General features: G+C 67.8%; 24 protein-coding genes. 8 read left to right on the top strand and 16 right to left on the bottom strand.

Annotated features, from left to right (window positions below; translation table 11 throughout):
• Positions 1 to 193: 193 nt before the first annotated feature.
• The 4 genes from E3T22_RS03580 to E3T22_RS03565 form a co-directional block, all read right to left on the bottom strand.
• The gene (locus tag E3T22_RS03580; RefSeq protein ID WP_134480361.1) at positions 194 to 1,174 is read right to left on the bottom strand and encodes a hypothetical protein; all 981 of its coding nucleotides are present in this window, start codon (positions 1,172 to 1,174) and stop codon (positions 194 to 196) included.
• 2 nt (positions 1,175 to 1,176) lie between these two features.
• Positions 1,177 to 1,527 (bottom strand): GntR family transcriptional regulator, encoded by a 351-nt coding sequence (locus E3T22_RS03575; protein WP_134480360.1) that lies wholly within the window; start codon positions 1,525 to 1,527, stop codon positions 1,177 to 1,179.
• A gap of 114 nt (positions 1,528 to 1,641) precedes the next feature.
• Positions 1,642 to 1,941 carry a CDGSH iron-sulfur domain-containing protein gene (locus tag E3T22_RS03570; protein ID WP_103478620.1) on the bottom strand — a complete coding sequence of 100 codons (300 nt, stop codon included), beginning with the start codon at positions 1,939 to 1,941 and terminating at the stop codon, positions 1,642 to 1,644.
• Positions 1,938 to 2,981, bottom strand: a complete 1,044-nt coding sequence (locus E3T22_RS03565; protein WP_241983581.1) for an iron-containing redox enzyme family protein — start codon at positions 2,979 to 2,981, stop codon at positions 1,938 to 1,940. The genes E3T22_RS03570 and E3T22_RS03565 overlap by 4 nt, the downstream gene beginning before the upstream one ends.
• Before the next feature lie 293 nt (positions 2,982 to 3,274).
• Between E3T22_RS03565 and E3T22_RS03560 the strand changes: the two genes are divergently transcribed.
• Positions 3,275 to 4,168 carry a MerR family transcriptional regulator gene (locus E3T22_RS03560; protein ID WP_134480359.1) on the top strand — a complete coding sequence of 298 codons (894 nt, stop codon included), beginning with the start codon at positions 3,275 to 3,277 and terminating at the stop codon, positions 4,166 to 4,168.
• A gap of 118 nt (positions 4,169 to 4,286) precedes the next feature.
• Here E3T22_RS03560 and E3T22_RS03555 read toward each other — a convergent pair whose 3' ends face one another.
• From E3T22_RS03555 to E3T22_RS03540, 4 genes are read right to left on the bottom strand one after another with little or no spacing between them, the layout of a single operon-like run.
• Positions 4,287 to 5,096, bottom strand: a complete 810-nt coding sequence (locus tag E3T22_RS03555; protein ID WP_103478623.1) for an ABC transporter ATP-binding protein — start codon at positions 5,094 to 5,096, stop codon at positions 4,287 to 4,289.
• Positions 5,093 to 6,148, bottom strand: coding sequence for an iron chelate uptake ABC transporter family permease subunit (locus E3T22_RS03550; RefSeq protein ID WP_103478624.1), 1,056 nt, complete (start codon positions 6,146 to 6,148; stop codon positions 5,093 to 5,095). Before E3T22_RS03550 ends, E3T22_RS03555 begins: the two co-directional genes overlap by 4 nt.
• Positions 6,145 to 7,146: an iron ABC transporter permease gene (locus E3T22_RS03545; protein WP_241979966.1), complete on the bottom strand. Its 1,002-nt coding sequence runs from the start codon at positions 7,144 to 7,146 to the stop codon at positions 6,145 to 6,147. Before E3T22_RS03545 ends, E3T22_RS03550 begins: the two co-directional genes overlap by 4 nt.
• Positions 7,147 to 7,190: 44 nt before the next feature.
• Positions 7,191 to 8,219: an iron-siderophore ABC transporter substrate-binding protein gene (locus E3T22_RS03540; RefSeq protein WP_134480358.1), complete on the bottom strand. Its 1,029-nt coding sequence runs from the start codon at positions 8,217 to 8,219 to the stop codon at positions 7,191 to 7,193.
• 244 nt (positions 8,220 to 8,463) lie between these two features.
• Between E3T22_RS03540 and E3T22_RS03535 the strand changes: the two genes are divergently transcribed.
• Genes E3T22_RS03535 through E3T22_RS03520 form a run of 4 tightly spaced genes read left to right on the top strand, consistent with a single transcriptional unit; the run spans position 8,464 to position 11,452 of the window.
• Positions 8,464 to 9,432: a hypothetical protein gene (locus E3T22_RS03535; RefSeq protein ID WP_134480357.1), complete on the top strand. Its 969-nt coding sequence runs from the start codon at positions 8,464 to 8,466 to the stop codon at positions 9,430 to 9,432.
• Positions 9,429 to 9,812, top strand: a complete 384-nt coding sequence (locus E3T22_RS03530; RefSeq protein ID WP_103430130.1) for a GntR family transcriptional regulator — start codon at positions 9,429 to 9,431, stop codon at positions 9,810 to 9,812. Before E3T22_RS03535 ends, E3T22_RS03530 begins: the two co-directional genes overlap by 4 nt.
• Before the next feature lie 9 nt (positions 9,813 to 9,821).
• Positions 9,822 to 10,787 carry a TIGR03557 family F420-dependent LLM class oxidoreductase gene (locus tag E3T22_RS03525; protein WP_134480356.1) on the top strand — a complete coding sequence of 322 codons (966 nt, stop codon included), beginning with the start codon at positions 9,822 to 9,824 and terminating at the stop codon, positions 10,785 to 10,787.
• A complete protein-coding gene (locus tag E3T22_RS03520; protein WP_134480355.1) occupies positions 10,784 to 11,452 on the top strand; it encodes an HAD family hydrolase in 669 nt (222 codons plus the stop codon). The genes E3T22_RS03525 and E3T22_RS03520 overlap by 4 nt, the downstream gene beginning before the upstream one ends.
• 106 nt (positions 11,453 to 11,558) lie before the next feature.
• Here E3T22_RS03520 and E3T22_RS03515 read toward each other — a convergent pair whose 3' ends face one another.
• The 3 genes from E3T22_RS03515 to E3T22_RS03510 all read right to left on the bottom strand — a co-directional run bounded on the left by E3T22_RS03515 (position 11,559) and on the right by E3T22_RS03510 (position 12,956).
• Complete coding sequence (locus E3T22_RS03515; RefSeq protein WP_198415081.1) at positions 11,559 to 12,056, bottom strand: hypothetical protein; 498 nt, start codon at positions 12,054 to 12,056, stop codon at positions 11,559 to 11,561.
• A gap of 212 nt (positions 12,057 to 12,268) precedes the next feature.
• On the bottom strand, positions 12,269 to 12,400 hold the full coding sequence (locus E3T22_RS19455) for a hypothetical protein (protein WP_255453180.1): 132 nt from the start codon (positions 12,398 to 12,400) through the stop codon (positions 12,269 to 12,271).
• Between the two features lie 4 nt (positions 12,401 to 12,404).
• The gene (locus tag E3T22_RS03510; protein ID WP_134480354.1) at positions 12,405 to 12,956 is read right to left on the bottom strand and encodes a hypothetical protein; all 552 of its coding nucleotides are present in this window, start codon (positions 12,954 to 12,956) and stop codon (positions 12,405 to 12,407) included.
• A 47-nt stretch (positions 12,957 to 13,003) separates the two neighbouring features.
• Between E3T22_RS03510 and E3T22_RS03505 the strand changes: the two genes are divergently transcribed.
• Positions 13,004 to 13,594: a MarR family winged helix-turn-helix transcriptional regulator gene (locus E3T22_RS03505; RefSeq protein WP_134480353.1), complete on the top strand. Its 591-nt coding sequence runs from the start codon at positions 13,004 to 13,006 to the stop codon at positions 13,592 to 13,594.
• Positions 13,591 to 14,520 (top strand): NmrA family NAD(P)-binding protein, encoded by a 930-nt coding sequence (locus E3T22_RS03500; RefSeq protein WP_134480352.1) that lies wholly within the window; start codon positions 13,591 to 13,593, stop codon positions 14,518 to 14,520. The genes E3T22_RS03505 and E3T22_RS03500 overlap by 4 nt, the downstream gene beginning before the upstream one ends.
• A gap of 67 nt (positions 14,521 to 14,587) precedes the next feature.
• Here the strand turns inward: E3T22_RS03500 and E3T22_RS03495 are convergent, their stop codons facing one another.
• From E3T22_RS03495 to E3T22_RS03485, 3 genes are all read right to left on the bottom strand, one after another.
• Positions 14,588 to 15,205: a hypothetical protein gene (locus E3T22_RS03495; RefSeq protein WP_103430123.1), complete on the bottom strand. Its 618-nt coding sequence runs from the start codon at positions 15,203 to 15,205 to the stop codon at positions 14,588 to 14,590.
• Positions 15,206 to 15,293: 88 nt separating this feature from the next.
• Positions 15,294 to 16,076, bottom strand: a complete 783-nt coding sequence (locus E3T22_RS03490; protein ID WP_166789255.1) for a DUF4386 family protein — start codon at positions 16,074 to 16,076, stop codon at positions 15,294 to 15,296.
• A 104-nt stretch (positions 16,077 to 16,180) separates the two neighbouring features.
• Positions 16,181 to 16,921 (bottom strand): alpha/beta fold hydrolase, encoded by a 741-nt coding sequence (locus tag E3T22_RS03485; protein WP_134480350.1) that lies wholly within the window; start codon positions 16,919 to 16,921, stop codon positions 16,181 to 16,183.
• Positions 16,922 to 16,994: 73 nt separating this feature from the next.
• On the opposite strand from E3T22_RS03485, the gene E3T22_RS03480 reads away from it, so the two are divergent.
• Positions 16,995 to 17,690, top strand: a complete 696-nt coding sequence (locus E3T22_RS03480; RefSeq protein WP_134480349.1) for a YafY family protein — start codon at positions 16,995 to 16,997, stop codon at positions 17,688 to 17,690.
• Positions 17,691 to 17,779: 89 nt separating this feature from the next.
• Here the strand turns inward: E3T22_RS03480 and E3T22_RS03475 are convergent, their stop codons facing one another.
• Positions 17,780 to 18,568 (bottom strand): class I SAM-dependent methyltransferase, encoded by a 789-nt coding sequence (locus E3T22_RS03475; RefSeq protein WP_134480348.1) that lies wholly within the window; start codon positions 18,566 to 18,568, stop codon positions 17,780 to 17,782.
• A gap of 9 nt (positions 18,569 to 18,577) precedes the next feature.
• Positions 18,578 to 20,116 carry a bifunctional diguanylate cyclase/phosphodiesterase gene (locus E3T22_RS03470; RefSeq protein WP_134480384.1) on the bottom strand — a complete coding sequence of 513 codons (1,539 nt, stop codon included), beginning with the start codon at positions 20,114 to 20,116 and terminating at the stop codon, positions 18,578 to 18,580.
• Positions 20,117 to 20,120: the final 4 nt, after the last annotated feature.

The following is a 20,120-nucleotide window of genomic DNA, read 5'->3' as shown; positions in this document are numbered from 1 at the left end:
TGGATCGTGTCGGAGCAGCACCTGGTGGCGGCGGCGACACATACCTTGAACGTACCAGTGAGTCGCTCTCACTCTTGACGGATGACGGTGCTCGAGCCGTGCGGGTTGCGGCACCGCCGTCACTCAATTGCGGACATCCCCCTTCGTGGGCGCTGCGACGGCGGGAAGTCCGCAAATGAGAATGCAGACGTGGTCAGCGCGCTGCGAGGGTGGTCAGCAGCGCGGCCGGCAGCTCGGGGTCGGGCACGGTCACGGCGAACAGGGTGCCGTTGTGTCGCTCGACGACGATGCCGGGGCCGCTCGTGAGCACCACGGCCGAGCGGCCGGGCAGGATCCGGTAACCCCAGCCGCCCCACTCGAGCGGACGGATGGTCTCGGCGCGCGCCGAAGCGACCTGGTCGAGCGCGATCTGCTTGATCGGCAGCCGCAACAGGCTCGAAACGACTCGCAGCCCCCGACGGTCCACGCTGACTCGCAGTCGGGCGAAGGTGAGGCAGATGCCGGCCGCCAGCAGCAACGTGAGGACCCCGCCCGTGCCGGCGCCGTCCTCGAGGATGCTGAAGACTGTCAGTCCGACCGCGCCGATTGCCAGCCCGCCGGCCAGCCAGAGGAACATCGGCACGGTCACGGTGGTGAACCAGGCGCCGGACTCGGTGGCGCCCAGCGGGACCGAAGTCGGGCCGGCGGTTGCCGCCAGCTCGCGGCGGTGCGGGCGGCGCGGTGACAGCGCGAAGGGGATCAGCCCGTAGCCGAGGGCCAGCACCGCGAACAGCGGCCAGGCGCCCGCCTCCGGTTCGGCTGAGCCGGTGGCGATGACTAGGCCGGCGACCACCAACCAGACGCCGGCTGCCAGACCCGCGGCGCAGCCGGCCGCGAGCACCAGGCCACGACGGATGTCGGCCGCGGCGTCGGAAAGGGCGACCAGCCCCGCCAGAGCGGCGAGGAGCGCGATGGTGCCCGTGATGCCGATCATGACCTCGGTGCCGGCGGTCGAGGTGATCTCCGCGCCGTTCCACTGCTTGGGCAGCACGGCCGGCAGCCGGTCGTACCAGAGCGTGGCCGTCAACGAGATGGCGACCACCGGCAGCCAGAGCGTGGCGGCGGCGAACCGTTCTCGCCCGGTGGCGTGCGGGGTGAGCGCGGGTGTGGCCTCGGGGATGGTTCGGGTGGGCATGGTCAGCCTCTCGTCTGGATCAGGGTGATGACGTCGGGCAGGGCGACCCCCATTTTGCGCGCCTCGGCGAGCAACGCGTCGGCGAGTTCGACGAGGCGCACGGTGCCGGCGCCCGCATCCGCTCGCACAGAGGCGCCACGGCCCTGGCGCATCTCGAGGATCCCGTCGTCGCGCAGCTGGGCGTAGGCGCGCAGCACCGTGTGCATGTTGATGTCGAGCGCGCTGGCCAGCTCCCGGGCCGGCGGCAGCCGGGTGCCCGGCGCGAGCGTGCCGTCGGCGACGCCGGCTCGCACCTGCACGGCGAGCTGCTCGGCAAGCGAGACCGTCGAGGCCGGATCTACACGAAACAACATGTTTGCAATGTTAGTAGAACAATGCCGTTGTGTCGAGGGCTGCGGCGGCTGGCGCACCTCTCAGGAGGTCTCGACAGGCTCGACCGACGAGCAGGCGATCAGGCGATCAGCCGACTAGGCGGACAGTGGCGGCTGCGGAGCCGGCGGTTCCTGCTCGGTCTTGAACCCGATCGCCTTGTGGCTGCCGTCGCAGAAGGGCTTGAGCGTCGACACCCCGCAGCGGCACAGCGCCACGGTCTTGCGCCGCGGCGGGATCACCTCGCCCGACGGCGTGAGGATCTCGAAGGTGCCGCGCACCAGCAGCGGACCATTCGGGTACGCGGTGATGCTCACGGGCTCGTCCGCACCGGCAGCGGGCTGATCGGCCCACTGGTCGTCCCACCGAGTGGCGGGCTGCTCGTCGGGCTCGGTCATGCCGGCAGGCTCGCGGAGTCCGCGACGCGCAGCGCCGACGTGCCGGCGGTCCAGGCATCGAGCTGCTGGGTGCCGGCCAGGCCGTCCACGAAGAGGCCGGACGCCGCCCCGAAGAACACGTCCTCGAGCAGCGCGGGTTCGTCGGTGGCCAGGGAACCGGCCAGGTCGCGGGCCGCGATCTGCTCGTGCACAGCATCCGCTTCGACGTGCTCGTCGAAGTAGAAGGTGACGTCCTTGTCGTAGCCGAGCCGACGGAAACCGTTGCCGTAGAGCCGGTTGGGCTGGGACGAGGTCATCTCGAACGCGGCGAGGTGCCCGGCGATGGCGCCGCGCAGCCGGCGGTGGGAGCCGAACATCGTCATCATGTTGCTGGAGGCCAGCGTGATCGCCGGCACCACGTCGACGTAGTGACCGTTGGTGGCGTCCAGGCCCACGCCGCGCATCGTGCGGGCGAACAGCTCAGAGTGCATGCGGTCGAACCGGCCGCCGCCGTACTCGTCGGCCTGAATCTCGACCAGCGCGGCCTTGGCCCGGCTGCGCAGGCGCGGGATCGCCCAGCTGTGCGGGTCGGCCTCCTTGAGCTGGTAGATCGAGCGCAGGATGAGGAACTCGTGCGCCTGCTCGTCGGTGGCCTTCTTCGCCATGTACCGCGAGACGCTCGGCCCGGTGTCTGACCCGGTGAGCTCGAACAGGGCGGCGGCGACACTCTCCACGCCGGGTGCGGGCAGCTCGGGCATCGGGGCGCGTTCGCGCAGGGCCTTCTCAAACTCGAGTTCGATGCCGGCGCAGAGCGCGAGCACCTCGGGGTGCCATTCCCAGTCGTCGTCGACGCCGCGCAGGCCGCTGTAGCGCAGCTCGTAGGCCAGGAACAGGGCGGTCTGCAGGTCATCATTCTGCAGGATGTCGGCGGTTTCGCCCAGGGCTGCGGCGGTGAGCTCGCGCAGCGTTGTGGCGAGGTCAGTCTCGGCCGCAGTAGGAGAAGTTTTCAGGAGTTCAAGCAGGGCGGCGCTCACCGGACCTCGGGACTGGGGGATTCTCACGTGCCATACCTCGCTCTTATCGACCGGCTCGCACGCCCGAGTGGCGGCGCGGCCAGGGAGTGACCATAGCAGGGGAGGTTGGGAAGGACCCGAGGCTGAAACGGGTTTCGGGGTCCTCCAACGACTCGTCGCCCGTGCTCGTCGCCCGTGCTCGTAGAGACCGCGCGACCCGACCTCGGGAACGTCCCCCTTGCGTCGGTCGAGCTTGTCGAGACCCCGCCGCCGGCTTGACCTCGCCCCAGGGGCGACGCCCATGATGGGGAGACACCCATCAACCCAGAGCCAGGAGCACCATGACCGATGACCTGACCGCCGGCGAATTCCAGGCGATGACCGGACTCACCGCCAAGGCACTCCGGCTCTACGCCGAACGGGGGATCGTGACGCCGGCGTGGGTCGACCCCGGGTCGGGGTACCGCTACTACGCCCGGCAGCAGCTCCAACACGGCGCGACCGTCGATCTCCTGCGCCGCGCCCAGGTGCCGCTGGCTGAACTGCCCTCGGCACCGGACTTCCCCTTCGACCGGTGGCGGCAGACCGTGGCGCTGCGGCGGCACCTGGAGGACTTCTCCCTCGCCGTGGCCGAGAAGATCAGCACTTTCGACACCGACGACTTCATCGCCCACAGCACTCCCGCCGCCGCCCAAGACTGGGTCGGCATCATCGTCGATCTCGACCTCCCCGAGGATGCCGAGGGCCGCGTCGAGACCTTCACCGGGCTGGCCGTGGACATGCCCGCCATCGAGGGGGGCCTGCGCGACGCATTGACTGACCTCGGGGCAGAGCCGGCCACCGTGTGCTGGACCGCGGTGCCCGACACCGGAGTCCGGAACGCCAGCGGGCAGATGCTCCTGGCCCGCTCCGGCGGGGCCGGCCTCGACTCGGCCGCCCTCGCGCGCATCGAGAAGGCCGTGCACGCGAGCACCGGGAGCACGGTCACCGCGGTGGCCGGCACTCTGCCGCGCCGCGTCGAGGTCACGTTCGCCGCTGCATCCGCCACCGAGCCGACCCCGGTCGACGAGGCCGCCGCCGGATACCTGCACCTGCTGGCCTTCGAGGAGCACCGCGCCCGGCACCATCTGACCGCGATCCGGCCCACGGCCCGGCAGGTTGTGCACGGGCCGTCGTTGTTCACCGGCGACGGTGGCGGTGCTCCGATGAGCGTCTTTGACGTGCAGCCGGGGTGAGTGCGGGGGCATCCGTGCCGGCTGGGCCGGCGCAACGGATGCCCGATTCGCGTTAGGCGCGTGACCCGCATACCTTGGGCCGACCGTGGCCTCGACGAGCTCGACCCCGAGACGAGCGCTAGACCGGCACCACCACGTTGTGCCGCCCGATCGGCAGCATCATCGGGCGGCCCGACGTCGGGTCGACCAGCACCCGGCTCGACAGCCCGAAGACCGCCTGCACGGTCTCCTCGGTGAGGACCTCGTGCGGCTCGCCCACCGCGTGCACCCGGCCATCCGCCAGGGCGATGAGGTGGTCGGCGTACCGGGCGGCGAGGTTGAGGTCGTGCAACACCATCACGATGGTGGTGCCGCGGGCCCGGTTGAGGTCGGTGAGCAGGTCGAGCACCTCCACCTGGTGGCTCACGTCGAGGAACGTCGTCGGCTCGTCGAGCAACAGCAGGTCGGTCTGCTGGGCCAGCGCCATCGCGATCCACACCCGCTGGCGTTGCCCGCCGGAGAGTTCGTCGACGGACCGGTCAGCCAACGACGCGGTGTCGGTGGCATCCAGCGCAGCGGCGACGGCCTCGTCATCGAGAGCGCTCCAGCGGGAGAACATCCGTTGGTGGGGGTTGCGGCCCCGGCCGACCAGGTCGGCCACGGTGATGCCCTCGGGCGCGATCGGCGACTGGGGCAGCAGCCCCATCGTGCGGGCCAGCTCCTTGGCGGGCATCCGGTGCACCTGGGTGCCGTCGAGCAGCACCTGGCCGCCGCGCGGCACGAGCAGCCGCGACATCGAGCGCAGCAGGGTGGACTTGCCGCAGGCGTTCGCGCCCACGATCGCGGTGATCCGGCCGGTCGGCATGACCAGGTCGAGGCCGTCGATCACGGTGCGGTCGCCGTAGCCGAGGGTGAGGTTCTCCACCGTGAGGGTATGAATGAGTGTCACAGGGAGCCTCCGGCGCGGTTGGTGCGGATGATGAGGTAGATCAGGTACGGCGCCCCGAGCACGCCGGTGACGACGCCCACCGGGAACCGGGTGCCGAACGCGTACTGACCGGCGAAGTCGCCCACGAGCACGAGCAGTGCGCCCACCATCCCGGCCGGCACGAGCAGCGAGACGCCCGGCCCCACGATTCGCGACGCGATCGGCCCGGCCAGGAACGCCACGAACGCGATCGGCCCGGCCGCCGCGGTCGCGAACGCGATCAGTCCCACCGCGGCGACGATCAGAATCACCCGAGACCGCTCCACCCGCACCCCCAGAGCGGATGCGGTGTCGTCACCGAGCTGGCTCATCGACAGGTTGCGGGACTGCCCGAGCAACACCGGCGCGAGCACCATCAGCGCGGCCAACACCGGCAGGGTCTGCGCCCAGGTGCTGCCGTTCAGGCTGCCGGTGAGCCAGCGCATGGCCACCTGCAGGTCCCACTCGGCGGCCTGGGAGAGCACGTACGCGGTCATGCTGTCGAGCATCGCGGCCACACCGATACCGATCAAAATCAGCCGGGTGCCGGCCACGCCGCCCTTGTACGCGAGCGCGTAGACGGCCAGCGCCACGGCCAGCCCACACACGATCGCGACCACCGACACCGCGGTCGAACCCAGCCCCAGCACGATGATCGCGAACGCGGCCGCGGCGCTGGCGCCCGAGCTGATACCGATGATGTCGGGGCTGGCCAGGGGGTTGCGCAGCATGGTCTGGAAGGTCACGCCACCCAGCCCGAAACACAGCCCGGCCAGCACGGCCAGGGTCGCCCGCGGCAGCCGCAGCCGGCCCACGGTGAAACCGGCGCCGGGCACGTCCTGACCGAGCATCACGGCGAGCACCTCGGCGGGGGAGTAGATGGTTTGGCCGACCATGAGGCTGACGAGGTAGCCGACGGCGATAGCCAACGCCAGCACGGTGATCACCCGGCGACGACGGATGCCGCGGCGCGCGCGGCTGCGGGCCACCGCATCCGCTGTCGACAGCGGCTTCACGGCAACGGCGGCGCTCACAGCTCACGCACCTTGCGTCGGCGCACGATGTAGATGAAGAACGGGGCGCCGATCAGGGCGGTGATGATGCCAACGTCGATCTCGCTGGGCCGCGCCACGATGCGGCCGAGCACGTCGGCGCCGGTGAGCAGCGCGGCGCCGAGCACCGCGGAGAACGGCAGCAGCCAGCGGTGGTCAACGCCCACCAGCAGCCGGCAGGCGTGCGGCACGACGAGGCCGACGAAACCGATCGGCCCGGCCACGGCCGTGATCGAGCCGCACAGCACGACGGCGCCAAGCGCGGCGGCGGCGCGGGCCACGGCCACGCGTTCGCCCAGCCCCGCGGCGAGGTCGTCGCCGAGCGCGAGCGAGTTCAGCGCCCGGGCGGAAAGGAAGCAGAGCACGAAGCCCACTAGGAGAAACGGTGCCACCTGGCGGATGCTCTCCATCGTGGCGCCGCCGACGCCGCCGATCTGCCAGGACCGCACCCCGCCGGCGATGTCGTTGCGGGGCAGAACCACGGCGGTGACGAATGAGGCCAGCGCCGCGGAGGTGGCCGCACCCGCCAGTGCCAGTTTGAGCGGGGTGGAGCCGCCGCGGCCGAGCGACCCGATCGTATAGACGAACACGGCGGTGATGCCGGCGCCGACGATCGCGACCCAAATCATCGACGAGGCGGAGGTGAGGCCGAAGTAGGCCATGCCGCTGACCACGGCCAGTGCCGCGCCCACGTTCACGCCCAGGATGCCCGGGTCGGCCAGCGGGTTGCGGGTCACGCCCTGCATCACCGCGCCGGACATGCCCAGGGCGGCCCCGGCGACCACGGCCAGCAGGGTGCGGGGGATGCGGGTGGCCACCGCGGCCCGGTCGAAGCCGTCGGTGGCGCCGCCGAGCGCGGCGAGGATGTCGTCCCAGCCCACCGCGCGGGAGCCGATGGTGATCGAGGCCAGCATCAGCAGGGCGAGTACCCCGAGCGCGGCGAGCAACCACAACGACCGCAGCCGCTTCGGGCGTCGCACGGTGGCGACGCTCGAAGCGGCTGATGAAGCAGTGGTTGTCGAGGTCACTTAGCGTTGTCGGCCGCCGCGGCGAGCAGGGCGGCGTAGTCGTCGAGGATGTACGAGATCGACAGCGGGGTGGGGTTCGCGGCGGTGCCCATGGGGCCGTCGCCGGAGAGGTTCACGATGGACTTGTTGGCCACCGCGGGAATCTGCGACAGCAGCGGGTCACTCTCGAGGGTGGCGACCAGGTCGGCGCCGCCGTAGGTGACGATGAGGTCCACGTCGCTGAACGCATCCGACTGCTCGGCGCTCACGGTGAGGGAGTACTTGTCGGTGGCGTCGGAGGCCTCGATGATGCTCGGTGCGCTCTCCATACCGAGGTCGTCGAAGAACATCGTGCGGGTGTCGTGGGTGGTGTAGAAGCTGACCTCGCTGAGGTCGGCCTCGTCCACGTGGGTGAGGAACATCGCGGTCTTGCCCTCGAGCGACGGGTACTTCGCTGCGGTGGCGGCGATCTCGGTCTCGAGTTCGGCGATGAGGTCGTCGCCCTCGGCGGCCATGCCCATGCCGGCGGCGTTCTGCGAGATCATGTCGCGCCAGGAGGTGCCCCAGGCGGTCTCCGGGTAGGCCACGACAGGTGCGATGGCGGTGAGGGTGTCGTAGTCCTCCTGGGTGAGGCCGGAGTACGCGGCCAGGATCACGTCGGGCTTGGTGTCGGCGACGGCTTCGAAGTCGATCCCGTCGGTTTCGTCGAACAGCACGGGGGTCTCTGCATCAAGCTCGTCGAGCTTCTCCTTCACCCAGGGCAGCATGCCGTCGGTGTCGTCGTCGCCCCAGGTGGCGGCGGCCATGCCCACCGGCACCACGCCGAGGGCCAGCGGCACCTCTTGGTTGGCCCAGTTGACGGTGGCGACGCGCTCGGGCTTGGCCTCGATGACGGTCTCGCCGAAGGCGTGCTCGATGGTGACCGGCGTGAAGTCGCCGGATGCGGCCTCGGCGGTGTCGGCGGCGGGGGAGGTGGAGCAGCCGGCCAGGCCCAGGGTGAGCACGGCGGCGGCCGAGAAGGCAATGAGAGTGGATGCGCGGGGCATGGTTTTCCTCGTGATCGTGATGCAGGGGTCAGGGACGGACCGGCGGCAGCTGTGATGCCGCACCCGTCGGCCGTGCGCAGAGGTCCAGTCCGGCGCGGTCATAAGGGTTGCCTAACCTTACCAGTGCGTTCGCTTGCAAAAGCAAGTCGCCTCTGCGTCCGTCGACTCGTCCGGCACGGCGCTGTATCAATCACCTGACACACCTGATACTGTATTGACCACTTGGTACAGAAGGGTGCCGCTCATGGGTCTCATCCCGCTCGTCGTCATCATCGCCGCGTTGGCCCTCGTCTGGCTGGCGGTCGCTCGGCTGCGTTCCACCGAGGCGTTCCGGCGCGTCACCGTGCCGGCCGGTTTGGCGCCCAGCCTGCACGCCGCGAGGCGCGCCTTCCGGCGTCGTGCAGCCCTCGCGACCACGGCGGCGGTTGTGGTGGGTGCCCTGGCCGTTGCGGTGGACCACGCGATGCCCGCCGGCTACGACTTGGTTTTCCTCCTGGTCCCCGCCCTGATGAGCCTGGCCGGCCTGCTCGTCATCGCCGCCCTGCCCGGGGTGCCGGTGGCGGAATCCGGTAGTCAACGCAGTGCCGACCTCGCGCCGCGGCACCCCTGGAGCTTCGCACCGGCCTGGGCGCGGGTGCTGCCGGCCACCGCCGGGGTGCTGTTGCTCGGCGCGATCGTCGCCTTCGGAGTCACGTCGGAGGCGTCGGAGGACGGCCTGTTCCGCGCCATCCGCATCGACAGCGGCGCCTATAGCAGCACCGCGACCCCGTACCCCGGCTGGTACTACGGCGTGCCCGTGCTGCTCGTCACCGTGGCCCTCGCGATCGCGGCCGCGACGGCACTGGCGCGGGTCGCCGCATCCGCCCGCCCCACCCACACGACACTGCGCGAGGCCGACCAGGTGATGCGACTGCTGATCACCCGGGTGATCGTGAAGCTCACCACCGGCACGTTCATCGTTTATCTGGGCGGGCTGATGTTCATGGGCGGCAGGGCTATGAGCGCGGCGAGCGGGCAGTGGTTCGACGGCAGCTACGCCGAGATCGAACCGTGGTTCACGGTGGCGCTCACCCTCTTCTGCGTCGGGCTCATCGTGGTGGGCATCGGTGTGGCTCTGCTGCTGCTGGCCGTATTGGATGCCGTGACGCCGCCGTTCACCGTGCGCCCCGCGCCCAGCACCCTCCAGCCCGCCGAGCCGACCACGCGCGCATGATCACCATCGACGAGGCCAGCCCCACCCCGCCGTTCGAGCAGATCAGGCAGCAGCTCGCCGACGAGATCCTCTCCGGCAACCTCGCGCCCGGCGACAAGCTCGCCTCCGTGCGCCAACTGGCCGGCGACCTGCGGCTCGCCCCCGGAACCGTGGCGCGCGCCTACTCGGAGCTGGAATCCGACGGCCTGCTCGTCTCCAACCGCTCGGGAACCCGGGTGCGCGATGTGACGCCCCTGCCCGCCGAGGCCCGAGCGGCCGCGCGTGAGTACATCGCCGCGCTCGGCGGGCTCACCCTCGCCGACGCCATCCGTGCCGTGCGGGTGGAGTGGACCGAGCCGATGCCGCCGCAAAGGCTTGCACCGGCGCATCCGTCTGCGTAGCGTCGAAGGATGAAAATCGGATACAAGCTGATCGCTGAAAGCTTCGGACCTCAGGAACTTGTTCGCCAAGCCGTGCGCGCCGAACAGGCCGGCTTCGATTTTGTGGAGATGAGCGATCACTTCCACCCCTGGGTGGAGGCCCAGGGCCATTCACCCTTCGTCTGGAATGTGCTCAGCTCCATCGCCGCGAAGACCACCACCCTCGAACTCGCCACGGGCGTCACCTGCCCGAGCGTGCGGTACCACCCGGCCATCATCGCGCAGGCCGCCGCCACCCTGGCGCTTCTCTCCGATGGTCGCTTCACCCTCGGCGTCGGCTCGGGCGAGCGCCTCAACGAGCACATCGTGGGCCGGGGATTCCCCGGCATCCACGAGCGGCACGCCACCTTCAACGAGGCGCTGGACATCATCCGCCTGCTCTGGAAGGGCGGCTTCCAAAACTACGACGGCAAGTACCTCAAGCTCGAAGACGCCCGCATCTACGACCTGCCCGACGTGCTGCCCACCCTGGCCGTCGCGGTGAGCGGGCCCAAATCCGTGGCGCTCGCCGCCGAGCACGGCGACGGCCTGTTCGCCACCGAGCCCAAGGCCGACCTGGTCACCGGCTACCGCGAGGCCGGCGGCACCGGCCCGCTCTACGCCGAGGCGCCGCTCGCCTGGGCGCGCACCGAGCAAGAAGCCGTCACGGCCGCCCACCGTACCAATGCCTGGGCGCTGAGCGGCTGGAAGGTGATGAGCGAGCTGCCGAACCCGGTGAACTTCGAGGCCGCGGCCGCCACCGTGCGCGAGGACGACATCCGCGAGCAGTTCGCCTGCGGCCCCGACGTGGAGCGACACCTCGAGGTGATCGGTGAATTCACCGAGGCCGGCTTCGACCACATCGCCCTCATGAACGCCGGCCCCGACCAAGACGGCTTCTTCGACTTCTTCGAAAACGACCTCCGCCCCCGACTGCTCGACGAAAGCACCCGATGACCACACATGCGCCCCAGGCCGTGCTCTTCGACATCGACGGCACCCTGGTCGACTCCAACTACCTGCACGTCGACGCCTGGCATCAGGCCTTCCAGACTCTCGGCGTCGACGTCGAGGCCTGGCTCATCCACCGCTCCATCGGGCAGGATGCCGGTGAGCTGTTGACCTCGCTGGTGGGGGAGAAGGACGAGGCCTGGATCACCCGCGCCAAAGACCTGCACGCCGAGAACTACAAGGCTCTCGCCCCGAGGCTCAGGCTGCTGCCGGAGGCCCGGTCACTGCTCGAAGCCCTGAACGACGAGGGCATCATCGTGGTGCTCGCCACCTCCGCGCCCGAGGATGAGCTGGAAGTCCTGCTTGATCTGATCAACGCCGACGACGCCATCCATGCCACCACCAGCTCCGACGACGTGGATGTGGCCAAGCCCAACCCCGACATCGTGCGAGTGGCTCTCGACCGTGCCGGTGTCGAAGCCCAGGAGGCCGTCTTCGTCGGCGACTCGGAGTGGGACATCAAGGCCGCGTCCAGCGCGGGTGTGCGCTCGTTCGGGGTGCTCACCGGCGGCATCGCCGGAGAGCTGCTCGTACAGGCCGGTGCCGAGAGGGTCTTCGCCGGCCCGGCCGACTTCCTAGACCGGCTCGACGAGATGGGCTGGATCGAATAGGCGGGCTGAATCGATCTCGATGCCACGCCCCTCGCCGTTGGCCGAGCTTGTCGAGACCCCGCGGGCCGACTGCGTTTGCAACCAACGGCCGCCCCGGGCCTGACGGCTACGCGCGCCGAAACGTCATTCGCCAGTTCGTCTCCCACGACAGGCCCGCATCGTTCGAAAACGCCTGCTCCCACGTGGGCTGAAGCCCGGTCGCATCCCAGATGAAGCGCACGCGGATGGGCACTCCCTCCAACACGTCCTCCGCCAGGAAGGTTCCGATACCATCCCTGAACGCTCCGCGCACGGGCGTATCGAGTTGCGTGGGGTTACGTCCGTCGAGCCACCAGATGCTCCACTCGCCATCGGCGACGGAGTAGGAGCGCAGCGCCACCGCATGAAAGTCGCCCGACGGATGCCTAAGGAGGTTGTCCTCGAGGTTGCCGTGGCCACCGAGGATTTTGTTCGTGGAGGAGAGCCCCTCGAATGCCGTCCAGGTGTCGGCGCCGACGAAGATCCCGTCCAAGCGTTCGTGGTGAACGGTCCAGTCGCCGATGACGAAGTCGAAGTCGGTCGGCGCGGGGTGGGAAGCGGTGGAGGAGATGAGCGGTCCGTTCAATCGGTGGCGCAGAACTCGGGCAGTGCGACTGCACTATCGACGGCTGCGACGAGCGGATGCTCGATGGAAACAACCCTTCCAGCAGCGATGGTCCTTTGCTATGGCCAGTTGTGGGAAGGACCGCCGGACCGGTTCCGGTCGAGCCACCGACCGTCCCGTTCTCGTGCCGTTCTGGGGCCCCAGCCCCGGCCGGGCCCGGGAGCGGGTCAGGGCTAGTAGAAGAGCGACACCATGCCGCCGACCATCAGCAATCCGAACGTGATCACCCCGATGAGCTCACCCGCGCCGAGGCTCATCCGCAGCCGCCGGCCGGGCCTGGCCACCCGCCGCGAACCTGAATTCACGCCGTCAGTCGAGCGCGACAGAACCCAGTGCGGGGAAGTCGGGCGGGGTGTAGTCCATGACGGTGAGCGAACGGATCTCCGGCATGTCCCACGCGCCGGGAACCTCAATCTCTTGGGTCGTCGCGTCCGGATCGATCACGGCAATTTCGTAACCGCCCTCGGCGGAGCCCCAGTACCCGTCCGCATCCTGAACCAGCGCGTCTTCCTTCAGATACAGACGCAGGTCTGACGCGTCTCCGGTGTGGAAGTCGTCCAGCAAGACCCAGACGGACCCGTCACTACGGCGCTCAATGTCGACGGTGCCTTCAGTGGCCGTTGCTTGCGAGACGAACTTCCCGCTGAGCGGCAGCTGCTGTTCGAACGCGCTGAGATCCGACGCCTGGTCATCTGCCGAATCTGTCGCAGAGTCGGAGGCGGTAGCCGGTGGCGGCGAGACCGCATCTGCAGTCGATGTGCATCCGCTCAACACCAACGCGACCGGAAGCCCAACCACGCCAACCCATCGAAGTCCCCATGTTTGCCCCATGCTGTTCACCCTAGAGGTCGGTGCCTCCACAGATACCTTCTGGCGCTGAGATGATCTGAAACTGATACGATCTCTGCATGCACGCATCACTCCCAACCTCGCCCACGGATGCCGCGGCGCAGATCGACTGGACCAGCAACGGCATCGAGACCGAGTTGGGCTGGTCGCTCGCGTTGATGTTCCATGGCTACTCCCGGGCCGGCAGCGTCGCCGTGGCCGATGTCCCAGGCGGTCCCCGCGGCTACCAGGTGCTCGTGGCGGTCACGACCGAAGAGCCCACGTCGCAGCTCGCGCTGGCGCACCGGCTCGGCATCGACAAGACCGCGATGACCTACATCATCGATGCGCTCGAGACGGATGCGCTCGTCGAGCGGCGCCCCGGTCTGCGCGACCGGCGCGTCCGTCAGGTGCACCCCACCGAGGCGGGCCACGCGCTGCTCCGCACGGCCCGCGTGGCTCTCCGCACGGTTGAAGGCGCCCTGATGGGCGGTCTGTCCACCGACGAACAAAACCAACTGCGGCAGCTGCTGGCCAAGGCCGCTCTCGGCGCCGGCGCCACCCCGGCTTCCCTCCCCGACACCAACTCCGACCTCAACCTTCCGGTGCCGGCCCCGGAGCGATCCCGCCGCCGCCCCCAGACCACGACAGAAACCGAGACCCGCCCATGACCACATCCGTTCTCGTCGCCGGCGCCACCGGTGACCTCGGCCAGCGCATCGTGCGCGAACTGCTCACCCACGACACCCGCATCCGCGTGCTCACCCGACCGGGCAGCGCCTCGGCCGCCGGCCTCTACGCCGCCAACGATCGCGTCGACATCGTCACGGCCGAGTACACCGACCACGCGGCGCTCACCCAAGCCGTCTCCGCCTCCGACGTTGTCGTGTCGGCCGTGAGCGGAACCCGACCGGTGATCGTGGATGCGCAGCGCGCGCTGCTGGCCGCGGCCGTGGCCGCCGGCGTGCCCCGGTTCATCCCCTCGGACTACTCGTCGGATTACCGCCAGATCGCGCTGGGTACCAATCGCAACTTCGAGCTGCGCCGCGAGTTCGCCGCCGACCTCGACGCGGCCCCGATCAAGGTCACCTCCGTTCTCAATGGTGCGTTTGCCGACATGCTCACCGGCACCGCGCCGATGATCGCGTTCGGTCGCCGCAAAGTCATGTACTGGTCCTCGGCCGACCAGATCCTCGACTTCACCACCAAAGACGACGTCGCCCGGGTCGTGGCTCTCGTCGCCCTCGACCCCGACTCGCCCCGGGTCGTGGAGATCGCCGGCGACCGGGTCACCGCGCGGAGCGTGGCCCAAACGATGTCGGAGCTGACCGGCACCAAATTCACGCTGCAGTGGGCCGGCACCACCGGCACCCTCTCGGCGATGGCCAAGGGTGTGCGGCGCCTGTCGAAGAGCGAGGATGCGACCTTCCCCGCCTGGCAGGGCATGCAGTACTTCGTGAGCATGTTCAGCGGCCAGGCCCAGCTGCACCACGTCGACAACGACCGCTATGGCGTCCATGCCTGGACATCAGTGCGGGACGTGCTCGCCGCGCACCTGGCAAGCCAGCCCGAAGTCGCTGCGGCAACCGGCAAGTAGGTCCGTCGCCTGCACGCACTCCTTCTGTAAACGAGAGCGGGGGAGCGCCCGAGATCACCCCTAACGATCAGCCCAGACTTGAACCGCGGGGAGGCGCCGGGCGGCGCGTACGCAGGTTGATGCGGAACTCGGCGTCTGGCGGAATCCCCTCCAGGTCGACCGGAACCACATCGACGTGCCGATCGGACCGTGCCGTGGCGCGCTCCAGCACGCGTTCTTGCACGTCGTCAAGGTCGATTCGCCCGCCGCCTTCCAGCTGCACCACTCGATGAGTGCCCAGCACCCGGCCCTCGTCATCGAAGATGGCGAGATCCCGACTGTAGGTCACCTTGGCTTCGCTGCCTGCTCCCGGGCTCAGGTCGTGGATCAGACCGAACGCCGAAGCGGTCACGACGCCGTCGACCTGCAGCTGGAATGTGAGATGGTCCGTCGTGAGCCAGACGTTGTTGTCCGTCTCTTTGTTCGGGTTCGGGATCCCCCAGATTCCGCTGGGAGTATTCACCGTCTCGATATAGGCCAGCGCATACTGTTGTCGAAACATTTGGAACCTGTCACCGTCCTGCAGGTGAACAGAGCTCAGCTGGATGTGAGCCAAAATCGGGAGGGTGGGGAACTTCGCCTCGTGCGTGGCCCAACCCAGACCTCCCCGCCGAACCAACCAGACACCGTAGAACACATGGGACATCCGAGGACTCCTTCCGAGGCGTGCCACACCGACACGGCGGAACATAGCGCCGTGGTTTTGTGCGGTCAAGCCCCCGCTTCGACGTAGCTCACGGCACCGAATCGACAGGTTTCCGCTTGCGGATGGGGCGAGACGTGACCAGCAGCACCACCCCGAGCGCCAGCCACCACAGCATGGACAGCGGAATCAGTGCCATCGAGCCCAGCCAGAAAATCTCGGGCAGATCGAGACGTGCTGCCGTCAGGATCGGACCAGCGACGACCACCACGAGCCGGAGGCCGGTGACGACTCCCAGGACGCACAGCCAAATCGGCAGGGCACGGGAGCGTGCCCCGGCGACACTGATGCCCACGGTCCAGACACAGAGCGAGAGGAGGCTCGCTTGGGCGAAACCGTGGATTCCCAACGTCTGAATGGTGAGGTAGGCGGACTCACCCCAGCTGCTGTTCATTCCGTCGATGTAGAGCAACGGCCCCACCGACAAGCGCAAGACCCCGTGCATGAAGAGGAACGCCGCCGACAGGACTCCGAGCGCGCTCAGGCTTCGGCGCGTGATGCTGCTGGTGCGGGGTGCGAGCGCGTCCGAGACGGCGAAACTCGCCACTACGAATGCGAGTGCCATGGTGACAAGTGCGACCCCGGCCAGAGGGTAAAACTGGGGATACTGGCGCAGATAGTCGAGGCTCACCGCGGGGTTGTCGGTGTCATCGAAGCCGAGCACCGGTGGCAGCAGCTCGAGGGTGAACCAGGCGATACCCCCGAGCCCGGCAATGACCACCGTGATTCCACCGGCACGCAACGCTGCCCGATTGGTGTTCGCGGCGATCCCTGCCGCCGCGGTCCCGCTGTTGTCTTCGTTGGCTGCGCGCACGGTGCGTTCCTCTGGGTGGCTCCGCGCTGGCAGTGCTGGCGAGCCGGTCACGGATTAGTGATGCCCGGAATGGTACTCGCGAGGTCGGCCGCGCGCATGCGGGCTCAGTCGATTCGGGATGCCGCCGACCGAATGGCCTTGGCGAGGTCGCCAGGGCGGCTCCACATCGGCCAGTGCCCGGTCGGGAGGTCGACGACATCGAGGTGCGCGAGGTTCGCGACCTCGGCGAACATGGCATGGCCTGCTCGGGCCAACTCCAGCACCTGCGCGCTCGGGAGCGAGCAGCACACCAGGGTGGTCGGGACCATGCGACGGGCGTCGTTCGTGAGCTCGACGGGCTGACGAAGCACGGGGCCGGGCTCAGGCACCGCCCGGGCCCGAAAACGCTCGAGGACCTCTGCGCTGAGACCTTCGAGGCTCGCCTGCTGGGCGAGAACGTCGAACGGCGGCAGCGGAAGCTCCTCCATATCCTCCGGGAGGTCGGGGGCGTAGACGCTTCCCGTCGCCACTGGGCCGGAATCGACCCACACCACCCGATGGACAAGCTCGGGGTGCCGGTCCAGGACGAGGCTGACGGGGGCGTTTGCGCCACTGTGAGCGACGATGATCGCGGGCTGATGCTCAGAGTCATTGAGTCGAGTGATGACGTCCAGGATCGCTGCGGCCTGATCGTCGAGGGTCTTCGCCGCACGCTCAGGATCGTCCCCGTCGAGACCGGGCAGAGTCAGCGCGATTGCCCGAGAGAGGTCGGTCTTCAGGTGTTCAAGAACTTCATCCCACGCCCAAGCGCCGAGCCAGTGACCGGCGATGAGAATGATGGTGGGACTGCTCGATGTAGTTGTCATGTCACTACTCTCGTTGGCACTACCGGCAGGTGTGTGTCACTATTTATGTCATGAATTTGCTGCGGGCCGAACGGTGAAGCGAACAGAACGACTCCATGCGTTGACCGAGATGCTACGCCGCAACGGATCGCGGGGTTGCTCCGCCGAGCGGCTGGCGAGAGAGTTCGAAGTGTCGGTGCGCACCGTCAAGAGAGACCTCGCTGCGCTAGAGAACAGCGGCGCGCCTCTCTGGTCGCGCCCAGGTCCGGGCGGCGGCTACGGATTGGCTATAGGCGCGTCCCTGCCGCCGGTCAGCCTGTCCCCGTCGCAGGCCGTGGCGCTCATGGCAGCCGTGTCCGCTGCGTCCGATGCCCCCTACGCCGATCTGGCCGCAGCCGGCATCAAGAAGATCCTGGACGTCCTCGATCCCCGAACCCGAGCACGAGCCGACGAGCTGGCCGGCCGAGTGTGGGTGAACGCGCCGCCCTCCGCTTCACGAGCAATCAGATCGGCACTGGAGGAGGCGATGGCCGAGCAGCGAGTACTCCGTCTTCGTTACACATCGGGAGACGGGACCACGACCACACGCGACGTCGAACCCGTGCTCTTCGCCTGCGCGAACGGCCAGTGGTACCTGGTCGGGTGGTGCCGACTGCGCGACGCAATGCGATGGTTCACCGTGTCTCGAATCGAACGGGCCAGCGTTACCAAGACGGCCTGCGGCGGCCATTCGATCCAAGAGGTCGGAGAGCCCCCGGCGAGTGCCAGACCGGTGCACGAGCGGGGCTGAGCAGAGAAGGAGCCACAGGGCGAAAACGACACCCGCGGATGGAGTGGAGCGGGGACCATCACCAGCCATAGGCGCTCACGGCGAGGTGTTTAGGCGCCGGCTAATAGAGCGAAATATCCCGGAACATGCTGCGAATGGCCGTTGGCGTTCATAGGAGTCACTTCGATGTGTGCCGGCCCGTCGGCGATCAAGTGCCAGTCCGAGTCCGGGAAGGTGTTGTGCCGTTCCTGCGTGCCAAAATGTCCGGGGCGGGGCAGGTGTTCCAATGCCCTTTGCAACTGCCGTGGCATGCTTCGCCGGGTGGCGCCCAGCTCTTGCAGGTAGGCGAGACTGCTTCCGGGAAAGTTGGTTTCGGCTAGGAATACCCGGCCGTTGTTCCCGACAACGGTGCGTAGGTTGGTAGCCAGGTTGGCTTGCTGGTCTGGTTTCAGCACATGAAAAACTCCGCGAACAAAAACGTTGGCAGGCCCCACTGACTCCAGCAGGTGCTTTCCAGCACCAGGTTCCGTTGCATCCATAGCCAGGAACTCAACGTTGGGGAGGCCTGCGGCTTCCCGCCTCGCTAGCGCGATGGCTCCGACCGATACATCAACGCCGAAAGCCCTCGGGAAAAGACCAGCAAGCCAGCGGGTATTGGTTCCGTTGCCACATCCAATGTCGATGACGGGAAGAGCCGGATTGAAATGTCCCAGGACGGCGTCGGTGTACTGCTCGAGCTCGGTCTGGGATCCGGAGTCCCACAGCACGTCTCCCGAACGGCCGGTGGTGCGGATTCCGCGCCAGTACCCGTCCCACGCCGCTGACGGGTCCTTCGGTGCCCGGGAGGTGAGGCGCACTACCGATGGAACAAGTAGCATTTGCTCCCAAAGCTTTGACATGATCTCACTCTACTGACGCTGCGCGAGACTCCTGAGCCTCCCCAGAACCATCTCGGGCGGTAGCGGGCGGTCATAGAAATAGCCTTGTCCGTATAGGCAACCCATCGTCTGCAGCAGAATCGCCTGTTCGGCGGTCTCAATGCCTTCGACGATCGCCTTCAGGCCCGCCGAGTAAATCAGTTGGAGAATGGCAGCAACGAATTTCTGCTGCTGTGGGTCCGATGCCATGTCCTGAATCAGGGAACGGTCGACTTTGACCGTGTCTGCTGGAAGCGTTCGGAGATAGCTGATGGACGAATAGCCGGTGCCGAAGTCATCAATTTGCAGCCCCACACCGAGATCTCGCAGCTCGCCCAAGACCTGTTCTTCCGCCGTTCCCTTCGACATCAAGACGGTCTCGGTGATCTCCAGAACCAATCGAGGCGGAGCCACATGATTCCTAGCGAGCGTCTCCCTGACATCTTCCAGCAGGTCACCGCGCAGCAGTTCGGCGGCGGAAAGATTGATGTGTAGGCAGAAGTCTGTGAGCTCAGGCTCGGTTTCGCTCCAGCGTCGCAACTGGGCGACTCCTTCGTGAAGCACCCAACGTCCTAATTCCAGGATCAAGCCGGTTTCTTCCGCGATGGGAATGAAGCTATCCGGCATGATGAGTCCGCGCACCGGATGGTGCCACCGAAGGAGGGCTTCGAAACCTATGACTGTTCCTGAGGCCAATTCAACCACCGGCTGGTAACGCAGCGCCAGCTCGCCGCCGGCGACGGCGTTACGAAGCTCGGCTGTGATGCGTGAGCGTTCACGGACAGAGTCGAGCATGTCGGGGTGGAACAGCTGGATGTTGTTGCGGCCATGCGCCTTCGCCTGGTACATGGCGATGTCAGCATCCCGAATCAGCGACTCAGCTGGATGGCCCGGCGTGCCGATACGCACCCCGATGCTGGCCATCGCCCAGACGGTTTCGGTTCCAACCTGCACGCTGTCCTGAAGCTGCGCCGACGCCCGGTGCGCAATATTCAGGACTTCCTCTTCCGTCGCTTCGATGATGAGGATGGCGAACTCATCCCCACCCAGACGTGCCACGGTATCGACGGCCCGTACGGCGCACTTGAGGCGCCGGGCAACCTCGATCAGTACTGCGTCACCGGCCCCATGGCCCAGAGCGTCATTGACGGCTTTGAAGGAATCCACGTCCAGCACCAGCACAGCCGGGGGTTTTCCACTGTCCGTGCTGGCCAGGACTGCCTCGTTGATTCGCTCGTTGAGCAGGGTCCTATTCGCAAGGCCCGTCAAGTCGTCAGTCTTTGCCATCTGTTCCAGCTCGGCCTGAGTTTGCCGCAGCATGGCGGTACGGTCAGAAACCTGCTGTTCCAGATTCGAGTAGATGTAGCTGAGTTCCTCGGCGAGGAGGTTGACGCCGGTGATCACAGCGTCGATGTCATCCCTCAAGTCAGACGGCTCTATCCGCGCGTCCAGGTCGCCGGCAGCCAACCGGACAACCCCCTCCACCAACTGCTGCAAACGAGGGTCATCGGCGTCGTCTCCCGAGCTCATATCA

This window comes from Cryobacterium sp. TMB3-10 (assembly GCF_004402305.1).
Taxonomy (GTDB): domain Bacteria; phylum Actinomycetota; class Actinomycetes; order Actinomycetales; family Microbacteriaceae; genus Cryobacterium; species Cryobacterium zongtaii.
Note: the sequence above shows the minus strand (reverse complement) of the source record. Positions and strands in the feature narration are given on the sequence as shown.